This is a genomic window from Ruegeria sp. CH6 (assembly GCF_056537005.1).
Map to the genome: position 1 here is coordinate 319,306 of NZ_JBQFQS010000004.1, position 16,494 is coordinate 335,799.

The 16,494-nt window shown below is 56.0% G+C and carries 8 protein-coding genes and 1 riboswitch; of the genes, 1 reads left to right on the forward strand and 7 read right to left on the reverse strand.

Annotated elements, in window-relative coordinates:
• Position 1 precedes the first annotated feature (1 nt).
• The 3 genes from ACR0CW_RS12300 to ACR0CW_RS12310 form a co-directional block, all read right to left on the reverse strand.
• On the reverse strand, positions 2-352 hold the full coding sequence (locus tag ACR0CW_RS12300; protein ID WP_170333615.1) for a nucleotidyltransferase family protein: 351 nt from the start codon (positions 350-352) through the stop codon (positions 2-4).
• A gap of 114 nt (positions 353-466) precedes the next feature.
• On the reverse strand, positions 467-2,257 hold the full coding sequence (thiC, locus tag ACR0CW_RS12305) for a phosphomethylpyrimidine synthase ThiC (protein WP_480788011.1): 1,791 nt from the start codon (positions 2,255-2,257) through the stop codon (positions 467-469).
• 109 nt (positions 2,258-2,366) lie between these two features.
• Positions 2,367-2,486: riboswitch (TPP riboswitch) on the reverse strand.
• Between the two features lie 141 nt (positions 2,487-2,627).
• Complete coding sequence (locus ACR0CW_RS12310; protein ID WP_480788012.1) at positions 2,628-8,000, reverse strand: hypothetical protein; 5,373 nt, start codon at positions 7,998-8,000, stop codon at positions 2,628-2,630.
• Positions 8,001-8,272: 272 nt separating this feature from the next.
• Between ACR0CW_RS12310 and ACR0CW_RS12315 the strand changes: the two genes are divergently transcribed.
• Positions 8,273-10,366, forward strand: a complete 2,094-nt coding sequence (locus tag ACR0CW_RS12315) for a sulfotransferase (RefSeq protein WP_480788013.1) — start codon at positions 8,273-8,275, stop codon at positions 10,364-10,366.
• Positions 10,367-10,857: 491 nt separating this feature from the next.
• On the opposite strand, the gene ACR0CW_RS12320 is transcribed toward ACR0CW_RS12315, so the two are convergent.
• From ACR0CW_RS12320 to ACR0CW_RS12335, 4 genes are read right to left on the reverse strand one after another with little or no spacing between them, the layout of a single operon-like run.
• Complete coding sequence (locus ACR0CW_RS12320) at positions 10,858-12,168, reverse strand: HlyD family type I secretion periplasmic adaptor subunit (RefSeq protein ID WP_480788014.1); 1,311 nt, start codon at positions 12,166-12,168, stop codon at positions 10,858-10,860.
• Positions 12,152-14,299, reverse strand: a complete 2,148-nt coding sequence (locus ACR0CW_RS12325) for a type I secretion system permease/ATPase (RefSeq protein WP_480788015.1) — start codon at positions 14,297-14,299, stop codon at positions 12,152-12,154. Before ACR0CW_RS12325 ends, ACR0CW_RS12320 begins: the two co-directional genes overlap by 17 nt.
• Positions 14,296-15,639 carry a TolC family protein gene (locus tag ACR0CW_RS12330; RefSeq protein WP_480788016.1) on the reverse strand — a complete coding sequence of 448 codons (1,344 nt, stop codon included), beginning with the start codon at positions 15,637-15,639 and terminating at the stop codon, positions 14,296-14,298. The genes ACR0CW_RS12325 and ACR0CW_RS12330 overlap by 4 nt, the downstream gene beginning before the upstream one ends.
• The gene (locus ACR0CW_RS12335) at positions 15,626-16,429 is read right to left on the reverse strand and encodes a SapC family protein (RefSeq protein ID WP_480788017.1); all 804 of its coding nucleotides are present in this window, start codon (positions 16,427-16,429) and stop codon (positions 15,626-15,628) included. Before ACR0CW_RS12335 ends, ACR0CW_RS12330 begins: the two co-directional genes overlap by 14 nt.
• Positions 16,430-16,494 lie beyond the last annotated feature (65 nt).

A 16,494-nucleotide genomic window follows, 5' to 3' on the forward strand; every position in this document is an offset into this window, starting at 1 on the left:
ACTAACCGGCCTCGTCTTCGAAGTACTGACGAAAGAAAACCGTGACGCCTTCGGATTTTATCGATCTTTCGATGGCCAGTCCTGCCCCCGGTGCAAACCACTCAAGCTGAACCCTGTGATTCAGCGCAGCTTCCAGATCTTCCACGCGGCGGTCATGCCAGTCCATATAGGCCATCTGAGCATAGTGATGCGGGCTGGCCGGGAACACTTGTATTGCCAGATCAAAGTCGCTGTTTGCGGAATGCGTACCACGAGCCCGGCTGCCGAAGAGGATCACTTTTCGAATAATTGAATGCTGCTTTGCCCAATATTTTATGGCGTTGCTGTGTTGCTCACTCAGTCCGTTAGTCACCGGTAAACCCTGTTTTTTTGCCTGATGCGGTCTATTTAGGTGTTCAATGTAACATCTCCTAGGTCCGTATTTCAGACGGATGCGAGACCGGTTGGACCGGTCTCGCCATACCGGTCAGTCTTCAACAGGCAGGTAAAGATCTCCACCTTCCCGGAACTTGGCGGCCATGGCCTCCATTCCTTCTTTTTGCGCCTCGGACCGGATGTCGTGGCTGATCCGCATCGAGCAGAATTTCGGCCCGCACATCGAACAGAAATGAGCGACCTTGTGCGCTTGTTTCGGCAGAGTCTGGTCGTGGAATTCGCGCGCGGTGTCGGGGTCGAGCGACAGGTTGAATTGATCTTCCCAACGGAATTCAAACCGGGCACGCGACAGGGCATCGTCACGGCGTTGCGCGCCTGGAAGTCCCTTTGCCAGATCCGCCGCATGGGCGGCGATCTTATAGGTGATCACGCCGGTTTTCACGTCGTCCCGATCCGGAAGCCCCAGATGCTCCTTGGGCGTGACGTAACAGAGCATCGCGCAACCGAACCAGCCGATCATCGCCGCGCCAATGCCACTGGTGATGTGGTCATAACCGGGTGCGATGTCGGTGGTCAGGGGGCCAAGCGTGTAGAAGGGGGCCTCGTGGCAGCACTCCAGCTGTTTGTCCATGTTCTCTTTGATCTTGTGCATCGCCACATGGCCGGGGCCTTCGATCATTACCTGACAGTCCTTTGCCCAGGCGATCTTAGTCAGCTCCCCCAGCGTCTCGAGCTCGGCAAACTGTGCTTCGTCATTGGCGTCAGCAATGGAGCCGGGACGCAGACCGTCCCCGAGACTGAACGACACATCATAGGCCCGGCAGATGTCGCAAATCTCATCGAAATGCTCATACAGGAAGCTTTCCTTGTGGTGATGCAGGCACCACTTGGCCATGATCGATCCGCCGCGCGACACGATGCCCGTCACCCGGTTCACCGTCATTGGAACCATGTGCAGGCGCACGCCCGCATGGATGGTGAAATAGTCCACGCCTTGTTCGGCCTGCTCGATCAGCGTGTCACGGAACACCTCCCATGTCAGGTCCTCGGCAATGCCGTTCACCTTTTCCAGCGCCTGATAGAGCGGCACGGTGCCGATCGGAACCGGTGAGTTGCGGATAATCCATTCACGGGTGTTGTGGATATTGCGGCCTGTGGACAGGTCCATGACCGTGTCGGCGCCCCAGCGGATCGACCAGACCATCTTGTCCACCTCCTCTTCCATCGAAGAGGTCACCGCCGAGGTCCCCATATTGGCGTTGATCTTGACCAGAAAATTGCGCCCGATGATCATAGGTTCGCTTTCGGGGTGGTTGATATTGGCGGGGATGATCGCGCGACCTGCGGCGACCTCATCCCGCACAAATTCCGGAGTCACATAGTCCGGTATGTTGGCACCCCAATCATTGCCTTCACGTTGCTCGGCCACGGCCTCGCGCAGCTGGTTTTCGCGGATGGCAATGAACTCCATCTCTGGCGTCACGATCCCGGCGCGGGCGTAAGCGAGTTGCGTCACCGCCTTGCCATCTGTTGCGCGCAGAGGCCGCGGGCGCACCGGAAACTCGGGCGTCAGGCGGTCGCCTTCTACAAACCCGTTATCCTCGGGCTTGATCTCGCGCCCTTCATACTCCTCGACATCGCCGCGCGATTCGATCCATTTGCGACGCAATGGTGTCAGGCCTTGTCGAATGTCGGTGATCACGTTCGGATCGGTGTAGGGGCCGGAGCTGTCATAGACCGGCAACGGCGGCTCACCCGCTGTCGGGTGGACCGAAATCTCGCGCATTGGAACGCGGACGTCAGGGTGCAGTGTGCCATTCACATAGATCTTACACGAAGCAGGCAGTTCACCTGTGGTGATTTTGGGGTTGGGGACATTCATGTTGGTGCTCCTCAAGCAGTTCAACTCAAAAAGACACCAGATGAGTTTTGGCTTGGGGAAACGAGAGGGTGTACGGCCCCCTGTTCGGAGTGCGCCCGCCCGGATCCATGGCCTGCGCGCCCTAGCTTCCTACGCCAGTATCAACTGGGTCAGGTTCAAAGGGTCGCGTCGCCGGGCAATGCCCCGTCAGCCTCTCAGTCCCCTCGGTGGGACTCCCCTGCGTGACCTTTGGTTAGCTCAGGCACCACGTCTGAGACAAGCCCTTATTCAGCCATGTTTCGATTTACATAAACACAGCGTTAGGTAGGAGGGCGCTGTCATCAGGAATTTGTCTCTGCGGCACCGGGTAGGTGCCGCAGAGATTTTTATTTTAGAACGACCACTTAAGACCGGCGCGCAGGAACGGGCCCTGAGCATTATCGCCGATCTCCTGTTCGGCCTTCAGCTCCAGCAGCATGTCCTGAACCAGATCTTTCTCATAACCAACTGCGACGCTTGCACCGGTAAAGTCTGTCGATGCAAAGATCACATTCTGAGTTGATGAGAAGACGGAGACATCGGCCTGCGAATCCCCCAGACCACGGCGCAGCACACCGCTTAGCTGGCCTGACAGAACTCCGCCATTGTTGAATTGTTTTTCAACTTCGGCACCCAACCGGGCTTCGATCACCTCGGTTGTGATGTCTCCGACCGTGGCATTCGCGACCGAGCCGGTTTCCGTGTAACCATCATCCTTCTGATTGGTATATCTGGCGTCTGCAAAACCGATCAGCCCGAAATTGTCGCTGACATCGAACGCGCGCTCAACACCGATATGTGCAGTCAGCAGTGTGCTGTCATAATCTGCCTTTGCATCGGCGCTGCCCGTGATCTGACGTGTTCGATCAGTCGAAAGCCAGCCGTAACCAAGCCCGGCCTCAACCGTGAACGCGCCAAACTGGCGACCCACCGCTGCATCCAGATAGAAGCCGGTGGTGTCAAAGTCGGTCGTGCGGCTATCACCATCGGCCGTGAACACGCCCATACCAAAAGCCAGTGCAATGCCGTTTTCTGTCTGGCCGGAAAGTCCGGCACTGCCGTTGAACAGCTTCACATCGGTTTTGACGTCAGGATCATTCTCGAACTCGCGATATTCTGCGTCGATCATTGCAAACGGGCGGAACCCACCGAAAGTCGCACCGGGCGCATTTCTGAACGAAACACCTTGTGTTACCTGCGGGGCTTGCTGGAACTGCAGCGCATTGCCGCTGCTGCCTACTACGCTGCCAAACATGGCGACGACATCGCCCGGCGTTGCAACGTCGGTCCCGTCAACGACAGCATATACCGGAGCTGCCCCACCTTCGTTCTGGACAAACCAGGCAGAGTCCTGATCCGAAATCTTGGTGGTGAATGTTCCCACAGTTGGTGCGGCGTCCTCAAAGCTGAAGACTTTGCTACCCCCTTGTGCGTCCAGATTCACATCGTGATCACCAACACGGATCCGGCCCGAGATGTTGTCTTTCGTATCTACGTTCAGGACACCTTTGCCGGTTCCCAGATAGATCGCATAAGCATCACCGCCGTCGGAAGTGGCCGAGATGGTTCCTACATCCGTAATCACGCCGTCAAAGTTCTCGAAATACAGACCATATGCATTCGCAGCGGGACCACCCGTTGCGCTTGCCGTGATAGATCCGGTGTTTGAGAACGTGCCCTGCATATTCTCGACCCAGATACCCGCAGCCAGCGCTTCGGCATCGTTAGTGCCGTTCGCTATTGCTGCAGCGGCGCTGATGGTGCCTGTGTTGGAGATGTCTGCGGTGACCTCATCATAGAGCAGGATCGACTGCGCTCTGACATTCTGGGCACCTTCGGCCCGAACCATGATGCTGCCGGTGTTCGCAACGCGACCCCCGGTGTTCCCACGCACATAGACGCCACGCGCGGTAGCATCATCTGCACCTGAAATACTGGTGGTACTGATGGTGCCAGAATTCGAGAGCGTGCTGTCAAAACCGTCCCTGATCTGGATGGCGCCTGCATAAGCCGACGCACTTGTTTCACCCTTGGCTGAAACAGTGATGGAGCCGCTGTTGGTGATGTCGCCCGCGACATCGTCCCCGACATAGAGACCATATCCTTCGGCCTCGTCCGTGGCATCCGTGGAGGTCACGTTGATCGAACCCGCATTGGTGAAGCTGCCCGCTAACGCGTTGCTGATATAGACACCGCCTGCTGTTGCAGAGGTTTCACCATCGGCCTTAACCGTGATTGCTCCGCTGTTCGAAACGTTGCCGTCTACTCCGCTCGCGTAGATGCCATACGCTTGCGCTTCAGAGCCAAGACCCTGCGCCTGCGCTGATATCGTGCCGCTGTTTGCGATGTTCCCACTTACAAGCGCACCGGCATAGAAACCGGCTGCCGAAGCAAAGGAATCGGGTGCAGTTGCCTGTGCCGAGATCGTGCCGGTATTGGTAAAGTCACCATCCAGCGTTGAGGATGAGTAGATGCCATATGCATAGGCCTGGGATTCATCGGCGATCGCCTGCACGGTTATGACGCCGTTGTTGATCGCATTACCTTCGAACCCACCACTGACATACAGGCCATAGGCTTCGGCCGAGGATGTTTCGTCCTGTGCAAAGGCATTGACGGAGCCGGAATTGAAGAAGTCTCCGGTAAGTCCGCTGCGGATATAGAATCCATAGACGGTCGCAGATGAGTAACCCTCTCCTCGGGCGCTCACCGAACCGGTGTTGACGATATTGCCGGTCATCCCGCCTCTGACATACAGGCCGTAGGCTTCTGCTTCTTCCGTTTCGTCAGTCGCGACTGCACTGATTGAACCGGAATTCACAAAGTTACCTTCAAGGCCATTGCGGATGTATATACCCGCGACGGTTGCTGAAGAATTCCCCTCACCTCGGACCGAGATGGTGCCGGTGTTGATGATATCGCCTTCCATTTCGCCGCTGACATACAGACCATAGGCATAAGCCTCATCCGTCTGGTCGATGGCGACGGCACTGATCGTTCCGCTGTTGCGGAAGGTTCCGTTGAAATCGCCACTGATTTCAAAGGCTGTCGCAGTGACCGAGGAATAACCCTCTCCACGAATGTCGACAGTGCCAGTGTTGATGATGTTTCCGGTCATGCCATTGCGAACTTGAAGCCCAAAAGCCTCGACTTCATCATCCACGACATCGCGTGCATGCACCGTAATCGTTCCGGTGTTGACGAAATCGCCTGTCAACCCATCACGTATATCGAATGCGATCGCCGTAGCTGATGATACCCCATCCGCACGAATGTTGATGTTGCCGGAGTTGAAGATGCTTCCGGTCATTGCGCCGCCAACGTACAACCCGGTGGCGACGCCCTCGTCATCGCTTGAGTTGGCCGTGACAGAGATGGAGCCCTGGTTTACGAAGTTGCCATCAAGATCTTCACCAATGTAGAAGCCTGCGGCATTGGCCTCGGTCACTGCATCGTGACGCACTGCGACGGAACCAGTGTTGATGAAATCGCTCGAGACACCGCCGTCTACGAAGACGCCGCTTGCATCCGGTGGGACAACTGCAAATGGTGGTGGAGGGGGAACAGGTCGTGACCGAGCAGCGGCGCTAACCGATCTGACGTCGATGGTGCCCGAATTAAAGAAGGCTCCGTCCAGCCCCTCGCCGAAATGGAAACCGCGTGCAGAGGCAGAGGTCTGTCCCAACGCGCGCACAACCACCGAACCGCTGTTGCCGACATTCCCTGTCACATCGCCACCGCTGTAGAATCCGACAGCAGATGCAAAGTCAGCGGTTTCCGTCGCCTGTGAAATCAGCGCGCCGGTGTTGACGAAATCGCCATTCACATCGGAGGACGAGTATATGCCGTATGCATAAGCTCCATCCTCTTCGGCAAATGCCGTAGCCGAGATCGTCCCGCTGTTGGTGACGTTACCGTCCACGCCGCTTGAGACATACAGGCCATACGCCTCGGCGGAATCGGTCTGATCTGTGGCAATAGCGGTCACCGAACCGGAATTGTTGAAATCGCCGGTCAGGCCGCTTGTGATGTAAAAGCCGGCAATGGTCGCAGAGGAATACGCATGTCCGATCGCCTGAACCGATCCGGAGTTGACGATATTGCCAGTCATGCCGCCGCTGACATAAAGGCCATAGGCTTCAGCTTCTTCGGTTTCATCAGTCGCAATGGCAGTGATCGATCCGGTGTTGTGAAAGTTGCCTTCCAGTCCACCGCGAATCTCGAATCCTGCGACGGTCGCCGATGAGTAGCCGTCGCCCCGGACAGCAATGGTGCCGCTGTTAAAGATATCGCCTTCCATGCCACCACGCACGGTCAGGGCATAGGCCTCGGCTTCGTCATCAGTGGTGTCTGTGGCGTTGACGGTTACAGTTCCGGTGTTGACGAAGTTACCGGTCAGGCCACCACGGATATCAAAGGCTGCTGCTGTCGCCGAAGAAACGCCCTCGGCCCGAATATCGATGCTGCCCCCGTTGACGATGTTACCGGTCATGGCTCCGCTCACGTAGAGACCATTGGCAACGCCTTCGTCGTCGGTTGAGTTCGAGACAACCGAGATAGAACCGGTATTCGAAAAGCTGCCATCGAAATCGCCGGACAGATAGACGGCGGCGGCGGTGGCCGATGAGCTTGCGTTGGCGCGAACGTTGATTGAACCGCTGTTCACCACGTTTCCGGTCGTGTCGCCTTCTACATACAGTCCTGCGGCATCAGCTTCGCCAGAGGTCGCAGTCGCCGTTGCTGTAATCGTTCCGGTATTGTTGAAGCTTCCGTTCAGATCGCTTTCCAAGTGGTAGGCCCAGGCCGTGGCCGTCGTCTGCCCGGTTGCAACGGCTTGCACGTTGCCATTGTTGATTAAGTTGCCGTTGGCGTTGCCCTGAATTTCAACGGCAATAGCCTCGGCGTTGGTGCCGTTATTGGTCGCTGTGGCCTGCAGCGTACCCGAGTTGTTGACATCGCCATTCAGCGCCCCGGTAATCAGGATCGTGCGGGCCTCGAGGGTCGAGCCGTTTTCAGCAGTGGCGCTGATCGTGCCGCTGTTGTCGATATTCGTGCCGACATCGCCGACGAACACAAGCCCAAGTGCAGAAACATCGCTGGTTCCAGCTGCGCTTGCGGTGGCTGAAATTGTGCCCGAGTTGAAAACTGAACCTGTCGATTCAACGCCGTTTGTGAACAGCGCGCCAAGTGCGCTTGCGCTGCCGCTGCTGGTGGCCTGTGCATTCGCCGTGACGGTGCCGGTGTTCACAAATGCACCGCTATAGTCTCCGCCCATCAGGAAACCAAATGCCGCCCCATAGGTGCTGCTGCCGGCGTTGATAGCTATCGTGCCGTTGTTGATGATCTCACCGGTCGCGCTGAGATCCCCGTCCAGAAGTACACCGAATCCGGTGGCGCTGGCCGAAGAGGGGCCCGAAATTGTGCCGTTGTTGATCGCTGTGCTGGAATAGTCCGTATCAATGAGAACGGCCGGACCGCCGCTGGTGGTCAGGTTGACCGCTCCGGTTGCCGTAATTGTGGTATCCACATCGGTGGAAACAACTGCTCGGGTGTTTTGTGTCGTCGAAATGACCTGCGATTGCGCAGTCCCGACCGACAATGCCACAACAGAAGCCGAAACAAGGAACAGCGACGGCGCAACACTCGCCACTTGCCCTTTCCATTTCACAATACGACCCCCGCGCGCCACACGAGTGTGTGGGCGCTTTATTGCGCTACTCTTCATTTTCCGAAAACCCCCTCGGAATTTTATTTGTTTACTATAGGTAAATTAGCTAGCTAGCTGCGAAGCTGGGCACAAATGTGACTTTTGTATAAACCTTTCAAATATTTTGCGGTATTGCACATACCACACACTACATATCGTTTTGATACTTGGTGTTATCCGGAAAATCTGGCCAATAGACTGGGCTATAAGAATGCTCTACGAGTAGCTGGTCGATCCAAAAAACATGCGCTTTTGCAGGTCAAAAACGCTGCAGGAATGAGGTAACACTAATGGCAAGGCAGCAGCAGCTTTCGGTGCAGGATGCGTTCTCACAAGGCATGTCTCACTATGAAAAGGGACATCTCAAACCTGCTGTGGGTCTGTTTTCCGAGATTGTTCGCGCAGCACCACAATTTGCACCGGCGCATCACATGCTTGGATTGATCGCATTTCAAACCGGCCAGCTTGATCCCGCCGTCAAAGCGCTTGGTGAGGCCGTGCGATTGCAGCCTGAGAATGGTAACTTCCTGACGAACTTCACCGAAGTACTGCGCGTTGCCGGTCAATTGGATCAGGCACGAGAGATTGGAGAGCGCGCGGCGCGAATCGTACCCGGCAGCGCCGCGGCTCATTCGAATCTCGGTTTGGTCTACTATGATCAGGGCCATCTTGATCAGGCAGAAGCGTCTCAGGAACGTGCGCTGGCTTTGGCCCCCGAATTCGACCGCGCGATCAACAATCTGGGAAGCATCGCGCGCGACAACGGTGATCGGGATAAGGCGGCACTGCTGTATCAAAAGGCGCTGAGGCTCAATCCGGCATCTGCCGAGACGGCCAACAATCTCATCTCGGTGCTGATTGAGGTGGAAAAACTGTCCGAGGCCCGCAGCGTTGCGGAAAACCGGTTGGAGAAGACACCACGTGACGCCGAGCTGCACCGGAATTTCGGACGGTTGTTCATGCTCGAAAACGATTTGGACAAGGCAGAGAATGCGTTTCGAAACGCCATTTCACTGGATGGGAACAAAGCCGACAGCTTTGTTGGTCTGTCGCAGGTTCTGTTTGAGAAGAACCATCCAAAGCTTGCCCTTATCGAAGCCGAGCAGGCACTGCGCTTGGATGAAAACAGTGCAACGGCGTGTCATCAGGCAGCGATGGCCAAGGCTCATTTGGGCGATGTCGCGGGCGCGACAGCTTTGTATGAACGCGCCATGGAGCTGAAACCGGATCTGACCGCAAGCCGTCTTGCATTGGGCCATCTGGCTATCGAACAAGGCGATTTTGAGATTGCGCGTCAGCATTTCGAGACCGCGGCAGAATCGGCTGATGATAAGCTTAGCGCTCTGATCGCTTTGGCGCGGCTGGAAAAAGTCACCGAAGAAAGTCCCGTATTCCAGCAGTTGGAAGCCGTCCTGCCGGACGCTGCGGATATGCTGCCGCAAAAGGCGGTCGCCTATCGTTATGCAATGGGTGACTGTTATGAAAAGCTGGGGCGTTATGATGAAGCTTTTGAGAATTACGAGAAAGGGGCGCGGATCAAGCGCTCGCTTGTTGCCTACGACCCATCAGAAACCGATGAGCTGACGGATGACCTGATCGCCACGTTTGACCAGTCCATGATTGAACGTTTGCGCGGCAACTCCATTTCAAGTGAAAAGCCAATCTTTGTGGTTGGCATGCCGCGTTCGGGCACAACGTTGACCGAGTCAATTCTGGATGCACATCCCGAGGTGGTCGGCGCCGGGGAACTGAACGACCTGCAGAACCTTTTTGGGCGTCTGGATGATGGGGCATCGAACGTGCCGCGATCTGTACGCTCAGTCACTGATGAGACCCTGACCCGCCGCGCTGAAGACTATGTGGATGCTTTGTCTCTTCATGCGCCGGGTGCTGGTCACGTCGTTGATAAAATGCCTGCGAATTTTCAGTTGATCGGTCTGATTCATGGGATCATGCCCAACGCAAAGATCATCCATATCGACCGCGATCCGTTGGACATATGTCTGTCCTGCTATACCCGCCTTTTCGAGCGCAGCCAGTTGCACAGCTATGATCAGGAAGAGCTTGGACGGTATTACAACAACTACGTGCGTCTTATGAACCACTGGCACGCGACATTGCCCAAAGGCGCTTTTCACAGCATCCGCTATGAGGAGCTGGTGGACGATATCGACAGCGTGGCACGCGGGATCATCGACTATTGCGGGCTGGAGTGGACCGATGCCTGCCTTGAGTTCTACTCGGGTAAGCGACGTGTAAGAACCGCCAGTGTGCAACAGGTGCGCCAGCCGCTCTACTCTTCGTCCAAGGCCAAGTGGCGTCGGTATGAACGCCATTTGCAGCCCCTGATCGATACGATAGGTGACCGTCGGATTGTATCTTGAACCACAAGCTCAACTCATCTCCGGCGGTTCAGAAGCAAATAGTTTGGTCATGGTGATCTTTTGTAATGGGTCATTCTTGGAACCAGGCCCTTTCGTTTTGTGCTAGTTCCCCCTTGGTTCGTTGTGGTTCCGGGGGCCAATAGAACTAACGGCACCAGCCCGGGCTACCTTAGGTGCACAAGGACTATCTCCATGCGCTGTTCCGCAGCGCATTCTTGATAGCTCGCCCTATCTTGGCGAGAAGCGCCGTAACGGGGTGGAAGAAAATAGCGTGGGATCACTGCACTTGAATCGTGTAATTTGATTGTGGCCAACACAGTTTTGTAGACACGATCACCACAATCAAAAGAACTTAAAACGGTTAAGCTCCAAGAGTTTCCTCAAGTACCGTCAAGCGCTTCCAGGACTAATCATCCGACCCGCACCTGTGTTTTGAACCCGCTACAAGCGGAGTAAAATTGCTCGGTCAGAACCCCAATCCGCGATGGTTTTTATTCACGCAGAGCCTGGTCCTTGATCTTCAATACGGGTTGAATCAGGTAATCCATCACGGATTTGCGCCCCGACAGGATGTCGACCTCGGCGATCATTCCCGGAATGATTTCGACTGCTACACCGCCTGCATCCAGAATTGCGTTTCTGGTCCGTATTTCGACGACAAAAACCTCTTCATCATTCCGTTCGGATCGGGTGATCGTATCTGCGCCGATGCGGACGATTTCTCCATTCAGACCACCATATCTCGCGTAATCATACGCCGTGATCTTGACCTTGACCCGTTGTCCTGCGTGCAAAAACGCGATGTCGCTAGGTCTGACATAGGCTTCGACCAGCAAGGTGTCGTCCAGTGGTACGATCTCGATCAACTCTTCGCCGCCGCGCGCCAAGCCGCCAAGTGTCGTGCGATGTATTCGATTGACAACACCTTTGACCGGAGCACGAACCTGAGCCCGGGAAGCACGATTACGAAGCGCGGGCAGGGTGGGTTTCAAAGCCGCCAATTCAGCGGTGACCAGAGCCAGATCGGTTAAAGCCGCGCTGCGAAACCTGCTGCGCGCTGCCGCAATCTTGTCATCAACTTCAACCAGGCCAGTTTCCAGCCGGCTGACCACGGCCTTGGCTCTGATTTTGCGTCCCTGCCATTCCGCTTCGCTTCGGCGTAACGCCAGCAAAGTTGTGGCCGGTTCCATACGGCGTTGCACAAGCGGGGCCAACATCGCGCGCTCCTCGGCAAGAACCTTTAGGGTCTCATCTGCCGTGACCTGATCCACCAACCCCTCTTCATACTCGCGCTGCCGTTGCTGACGCTGTCGTTCCAGAATGGCTATCTCAGCCAGCAATTCGGCTTGTCGACCCTGAAATAATGCAGTTTCCGAACGAACCAGCTCCGGGGCCTCGTTGATCAGGATGTTGTCAAATCGCAGCTCGGTCCCGTTTATCTCGGCCGAAAGCCGTTGTGCTCGTGCCATCAGGCCAAAAGCGCGCTGCTGTTCCCGCCCCAACTCACCGTCGATCTGGGTGGTATCGAACTCCATCAACAGCGTGCCCTTGTCGACCATCTGCCCTTCGCGGACATACACCTGTTGCAGCACGCCCGGTTCTGTTGCCTCGATCAGTTGTATGTCAGCCGAGGGAACAACGCGCCCTTCTGCCCGGACCACATCATCCAGTTCGGTGTGATAGGCCCACAGCCCGGCTGCGATGAGGCATGACAAGATAACCAACAACAGCAGCGATCCACGTAACGAAGAGCGCCCGCGCATCTCCCGCGCGAGGGTTTCGAGATCAGGATGCCGCGACATTCAGATGCCTCCGCTTTTTGGGGGCATGCTGAGTCAACAGGCTCTTTGGCCCGTCTGCTCCGACCTTGCCGTCTTCGATCACTATCACCCGATCAACCAGTTCCAACAGGCTGGTGCGATGCGTGACCACCACCATAGTTGAATCCTGTGTTGCCTCTTTTAGTCTTCGGATGATTTCGGCTTCGTTTTTGACGTCCATTGCGCTGGTGGGTTCATCAAACAGCAAAACAGGCGGTCGCCCGATCAGCGCCCGTGCCAGTGCGATGGCCTGACGCTGACCGCCCGACAGGCCCTCACCACGTTCGGCCAACCGGAGGTCGTATCCATTCGGGTGTCTGGCAATGAAATCTTCTACTCCGGAAATCCGCCCGGCACGGATCAGATCCTCGTCCCGAGGTCGAATGGCGCCGCTGGTGATGTTTTCGCGAACAGTGCCCGAGAACAGCCAGATATCCTGTAATACAGATCCGACGTTACGGCGCAGATCTCCCGGATCAATCTGACGGAGGTCCAACCCGTCCATCATCACCGATCCGACACGGGGCTGGTAGAGACCCAGCAGCAATCGCGCGACAGTGCTTTTCCCCGATCCGATCTGACCAAGGATCGCAACCTTTTCGCCAGGATTGATGGTGAAACTCACACCTTTCAGAGCATCCTCATCCTGATCGGGATAGGCAAAGTGTACATTGTTGAATGTGATGCGCCCGTCAAATCGGGGACGGCTGATCCAGCTGCGTCCCTCGGGGCGTTCGCTTTCAGCTTGCATCAACGCATTCAGATTTCGAAACGCGCTCCGGGCCTGATTCACGCGGGTCAACGTCTGCGCCAGCTGGCCGAGTGGTGCCAAAGCGCGTCCGGTTAGCATAACCGACGCGACCAAGGCCCCCATGCTGGTCTGTCCATCCGAGATCAGGAACACGCCGTAGAATACGATTAGCACCTGTGCCGCCTGTTGTGTAAAACCTGTCAGATTGAGAGCCAGCTGCGTAACCGCACGGCTACGCATTCCATGCTCTGACTGGCGCGCGACGGCCTCATCCCAGCGCGAGCGCATCTGTCGTCCTGCGGCCGTCGTCTTGATAGTTTCCAAGCCTGTCACGGCTTCGACCAAGACAGACTGTTTTGACTGACCGTCCGAGAAGCTTTGTTCTGCAAGGCGAGAGAGCAGCGGTTGAACCGCCAACCCCGTCAGCAGCACGATTGGCACTGCCAAGGCGGGTATCAGTGCAAGCGATCCGCCGATCATGTAGATGGTGAAGACAAACAATCCGATGAATGGCAGATCAACAACCGCAACCAGTGTCGCCGAGGTGAAGAATTCTCTCAGCGTTTCGAACTCGCGCACGGTACTTGTCATTGCTCCGGTCGATCCGGTGCGTGATTTCATTTTGATGTTCAGTAACTGGTCGAATATGCGGCGGCCCATGAATTTGTCCGCATCTTGCCCGGCGCGATCAATAAACCCTGCTCGCAATATCTTCAGAATAAAGTCGAATAGCAGCGCTAGGCAAACACCGATCGTCAGAGCAATCAGCGACTCTGTTGCCTCGTTTGGCAAGACCCGGTCGTATACGATCATGATAAAGACCGAGGTCGACAAGCCCAGTATGTTCGTCAGAGCTGCTGCCAGAGCAACCTGAGTGTAAGACCAGCGATTTGCCACAAGGGCTGACCAGAACCAATGCCCCGCCGGTTTGACGAACCCTTCGGCAATCTCTTCGCGATGTTCCCGGCGAAACAGGATGGCATAGCCTGTGTATCTTTCGCGAAAGCTGCTCTCTGGTACTTCGCCAACACCTTCGCCAAGGGCTGGATCGTAGATCAGAAGATCGTTGTTTTCTGCACGCCCGCGATAGACAACTGCTTTGTTCCCTTCCATCAGCAGGATTGCCGGAGCCAGGCTGCCATCGAACTCCTTGAGTTTGCGGGCCCCAAAACCCGCCTGCATTCCGGCCTGCTGCGCAACGGTAATCACGTCCCGGTGGGTCAGAGCGCCCGATGGGTTGGAATGCGCTGCGTAAAGAGCAGCCTTCGTCAATGGGCGCTGCAGCGTGGTGGCAACATGGAGAACACACGCTTCCAGCGAGGAGAGGGTGTCGAGGCCGGACGGGGTACCGTTTTCGGTCATTGCAAGCCATCCCAATTTGTAAGCTTAATCCCCAGCAGATCCACGATGTCGCCAGTCAGACCAAGTGCTGCGTAGTTGGTGAGAAAAAAATTCTGTTCGGCTAAAATCAAACGTTCCTGTGCATTCACATAATCGCGCTGAGCATCCAGAATTTCGATCAGACTGCTGCGACCGATTGTAAATTGTTCTTGTGTAGCGGCGACACTGTCGGCGTTGGCCCGAACAGCAATCCGGGCCTCGCGCAGGCGCTGCGCTCCGGCTTGTTGGTCAGAGCGAATGAAGTCGAGTTCTCTTGTGATTTCGCGGATCAGTGTCTCGCGTGCAAATTCAGCCTCTTTAACCTGCGCCTCAGCTGCAGCGATAGCGGCACGGCGTTTGCCCGTGCTATCCAGTTCGTAGTTGACCGAGAGGTCCACGCCAAAATTGGCATCCCGATTAACGTCTTGATCAGCAAAGGCTGAGACACGGATATCTGGTTGGCGGCGGGCCAATGCGGCCGCTCTCTCAGCCTTTGCGGCCGCCAGCGTGGCGTCGGCACGCCTGATCTGAGGACTATCGAGCACGATCTGCAGATCGCTGCGGGACAGGTTCGGAGCGGGGACGGGCGCAGTGAGACTGCCCGGCGGAGTGCCAAAAACTTCGCGAAACCGGGCGTTTGCGCGATCCGAGCGGGCTCTGGCATCAGCAAAGCGGGTGCGGGCATCCGCGACACGTGAGCGTGCGGTTAAAACATCTGCGTTTGATCCTGCACCACTGGCTGTCCGATCGGCAATCTGTTGTTCGATTGTTTCGTGCACTTCGACATTGCGGCGTGAGATTTCTACGATTTCTCGTTGGTTTAGCACCAAAACGTATGTCTCGATCGCCGCCAGTGCGGTAGCAGAAGCGGTCTGTAGTTGATCGCCCCGGCTTTCCAGAACACGTGCCCGCGCTGCAGTCAGATTGCCTGCGGCCGCGCCGCCATCATAAACAAGTTGCGAGACGCGCAGATAAGGCGTTGTATCGGCAATATCCGAGTCCACGCGTTGTGAACGTGCATTGAGACCCAGAGACACTTCCGGTAGGAATGCTCCTTTTGCAGCGTCACGCCCGGCCTTTGCCGCCTCAAGCCTGGTATTGCTCTGTGCTAGTGTTGGACTGGTTTGAACCGCGTCCTGTACGCGTTTGCCAAATGTACTTTGGGTAAGAGCAGCTGAAGGTTGGGTTGCCCCAGCCCCTGCTGAGCCTGCGGAGAAGGACATCTCGACCGGGACCAGATCCGGAATCGGCTCACAGGCCGATATCAGAGTGGCAGGGATCAGAATGGTCAGAGCCTTCCAGAGTTTTTTAATAACCTGCATGGATGCCCTCCAACTGCTGGGCGCTTGCCATGGCGCACAGGAACCCGTTCAGTTCCGGACTTTCGGCATCTGGTGATCGATGCAGTTGTTTTTGCTGTGCTTTGAACAACCATGCGCAATGAGAAAGGGAAACCTGGTGGGCGTGGATCAGACCCATCGCGTTGTTGTTCATGAGAAGCAGTTTGTGCGGTGGCGAAAGCGCTTCGATCTGAGCAAAGTCGACCCCTAGCCAATCCGGCGGCAAATCGATCCCGTCGTGATGCCGCACCGGCGTAAAGAGATCCATCTTATCAATGATGCCGCACAGTCGGTTTGTTGCGGCCTCGGCGGCTGTCAGATTTTGAAAAAAAGTCCTGACCGCGCAAAGATCAGGTGACAGGGTTCCGTCAGCCGTAAAGAATGGCTCGTCTTGGACATCATCCGTCACCAATCCCGACGCTTCATCCACCAGTAGACGGAACTGCTGAGTGGAATTTGGAGTGGTAGCAATTAGCGTCTCTGCGCTGAAAGGATAGCAGCGCAATGCGGACGGGACATAACTTGCCAACCAGCGTCCCTGAGTGGAAACAAAAGGTGTCTCCCTTTGTGTTAACGACAATACTGCGAACGGTCGGATGCCGAATTCAGTCTTGCGGAACAGGATCGGGAAAGTGGCAGCGGCCTGACAAACCTCAGTATGTACCAACGGGCATTCTGAGAGTTCTCGTGCAAAATTGTACGACGTGAAACGTTGCCAGTAGCGATCTTTGTGTCGGTCGCGGCTTACAGGATAAAGACCATTCTGAGTCATGCGCCCCCCGGTAGGTTGATTGTGTGATGCCCATATATCGGGCATCGCAAGTCACTGTATTTTCA

What these genes read in the sequence shown, in the direction of transcription:
- thiC (WP_480788011.1), bottom strand. Translation starts at nt 2,257, where the DNA reads ATGAATGTCCCCAACCCCAAAATCACCACAGGTGAACTGCCTGCTTCG.
- ACR0CW_RS12310 (WP_480788012.1), bottom strand. Translation starts at nt 8,000, where the DNA reads ATGAAGAGTAGCGCAATAAAGCGCCCACACACTCGTGTGGCGCGCGGG.
- ACR0CW_RS12315 (WP_480788013.1), top strand. Translation starts at nt 8,273, where the DNA reads ATGGCAAGGCAGCAGCAGCTTTCGGTGCAGGATGCGTTCTCACAAGGC.
- ACR0CW_RS12320 (WP_480788014.1), bottom strand. Translation starts at nt 12,168, where the DNA reads ATGTCGCGGCATCCTGATCTCGAAACCCTCGCGCGGGAGATGCGCGGG.
- ACR0CW_RS12325 (WP_480788015.1), bottom strand. Translation starts at nt 14,299, where the DNA reads ATGACCGAAAACGGTACCCCGTCCGGCCTCGACACCCTCTCCTCGCTG.
- ACR0CW_RS12330 (WP_480788016.1), bottom strand. Translation starts at nt 15,639, where the DNA reads ATGCAGGTTATTAAAAAACTCTGGAAGGCTCTGACCATTCTGATCCCT.
- ACR0CW_RS12335 (WP_480788017.1), bottom strand. Translation starts at nt 16,429, where the DNA reads ATGACTCAGAATGGTCTTTATCCTGTAAGCCGCGACCGACACAAAGAT.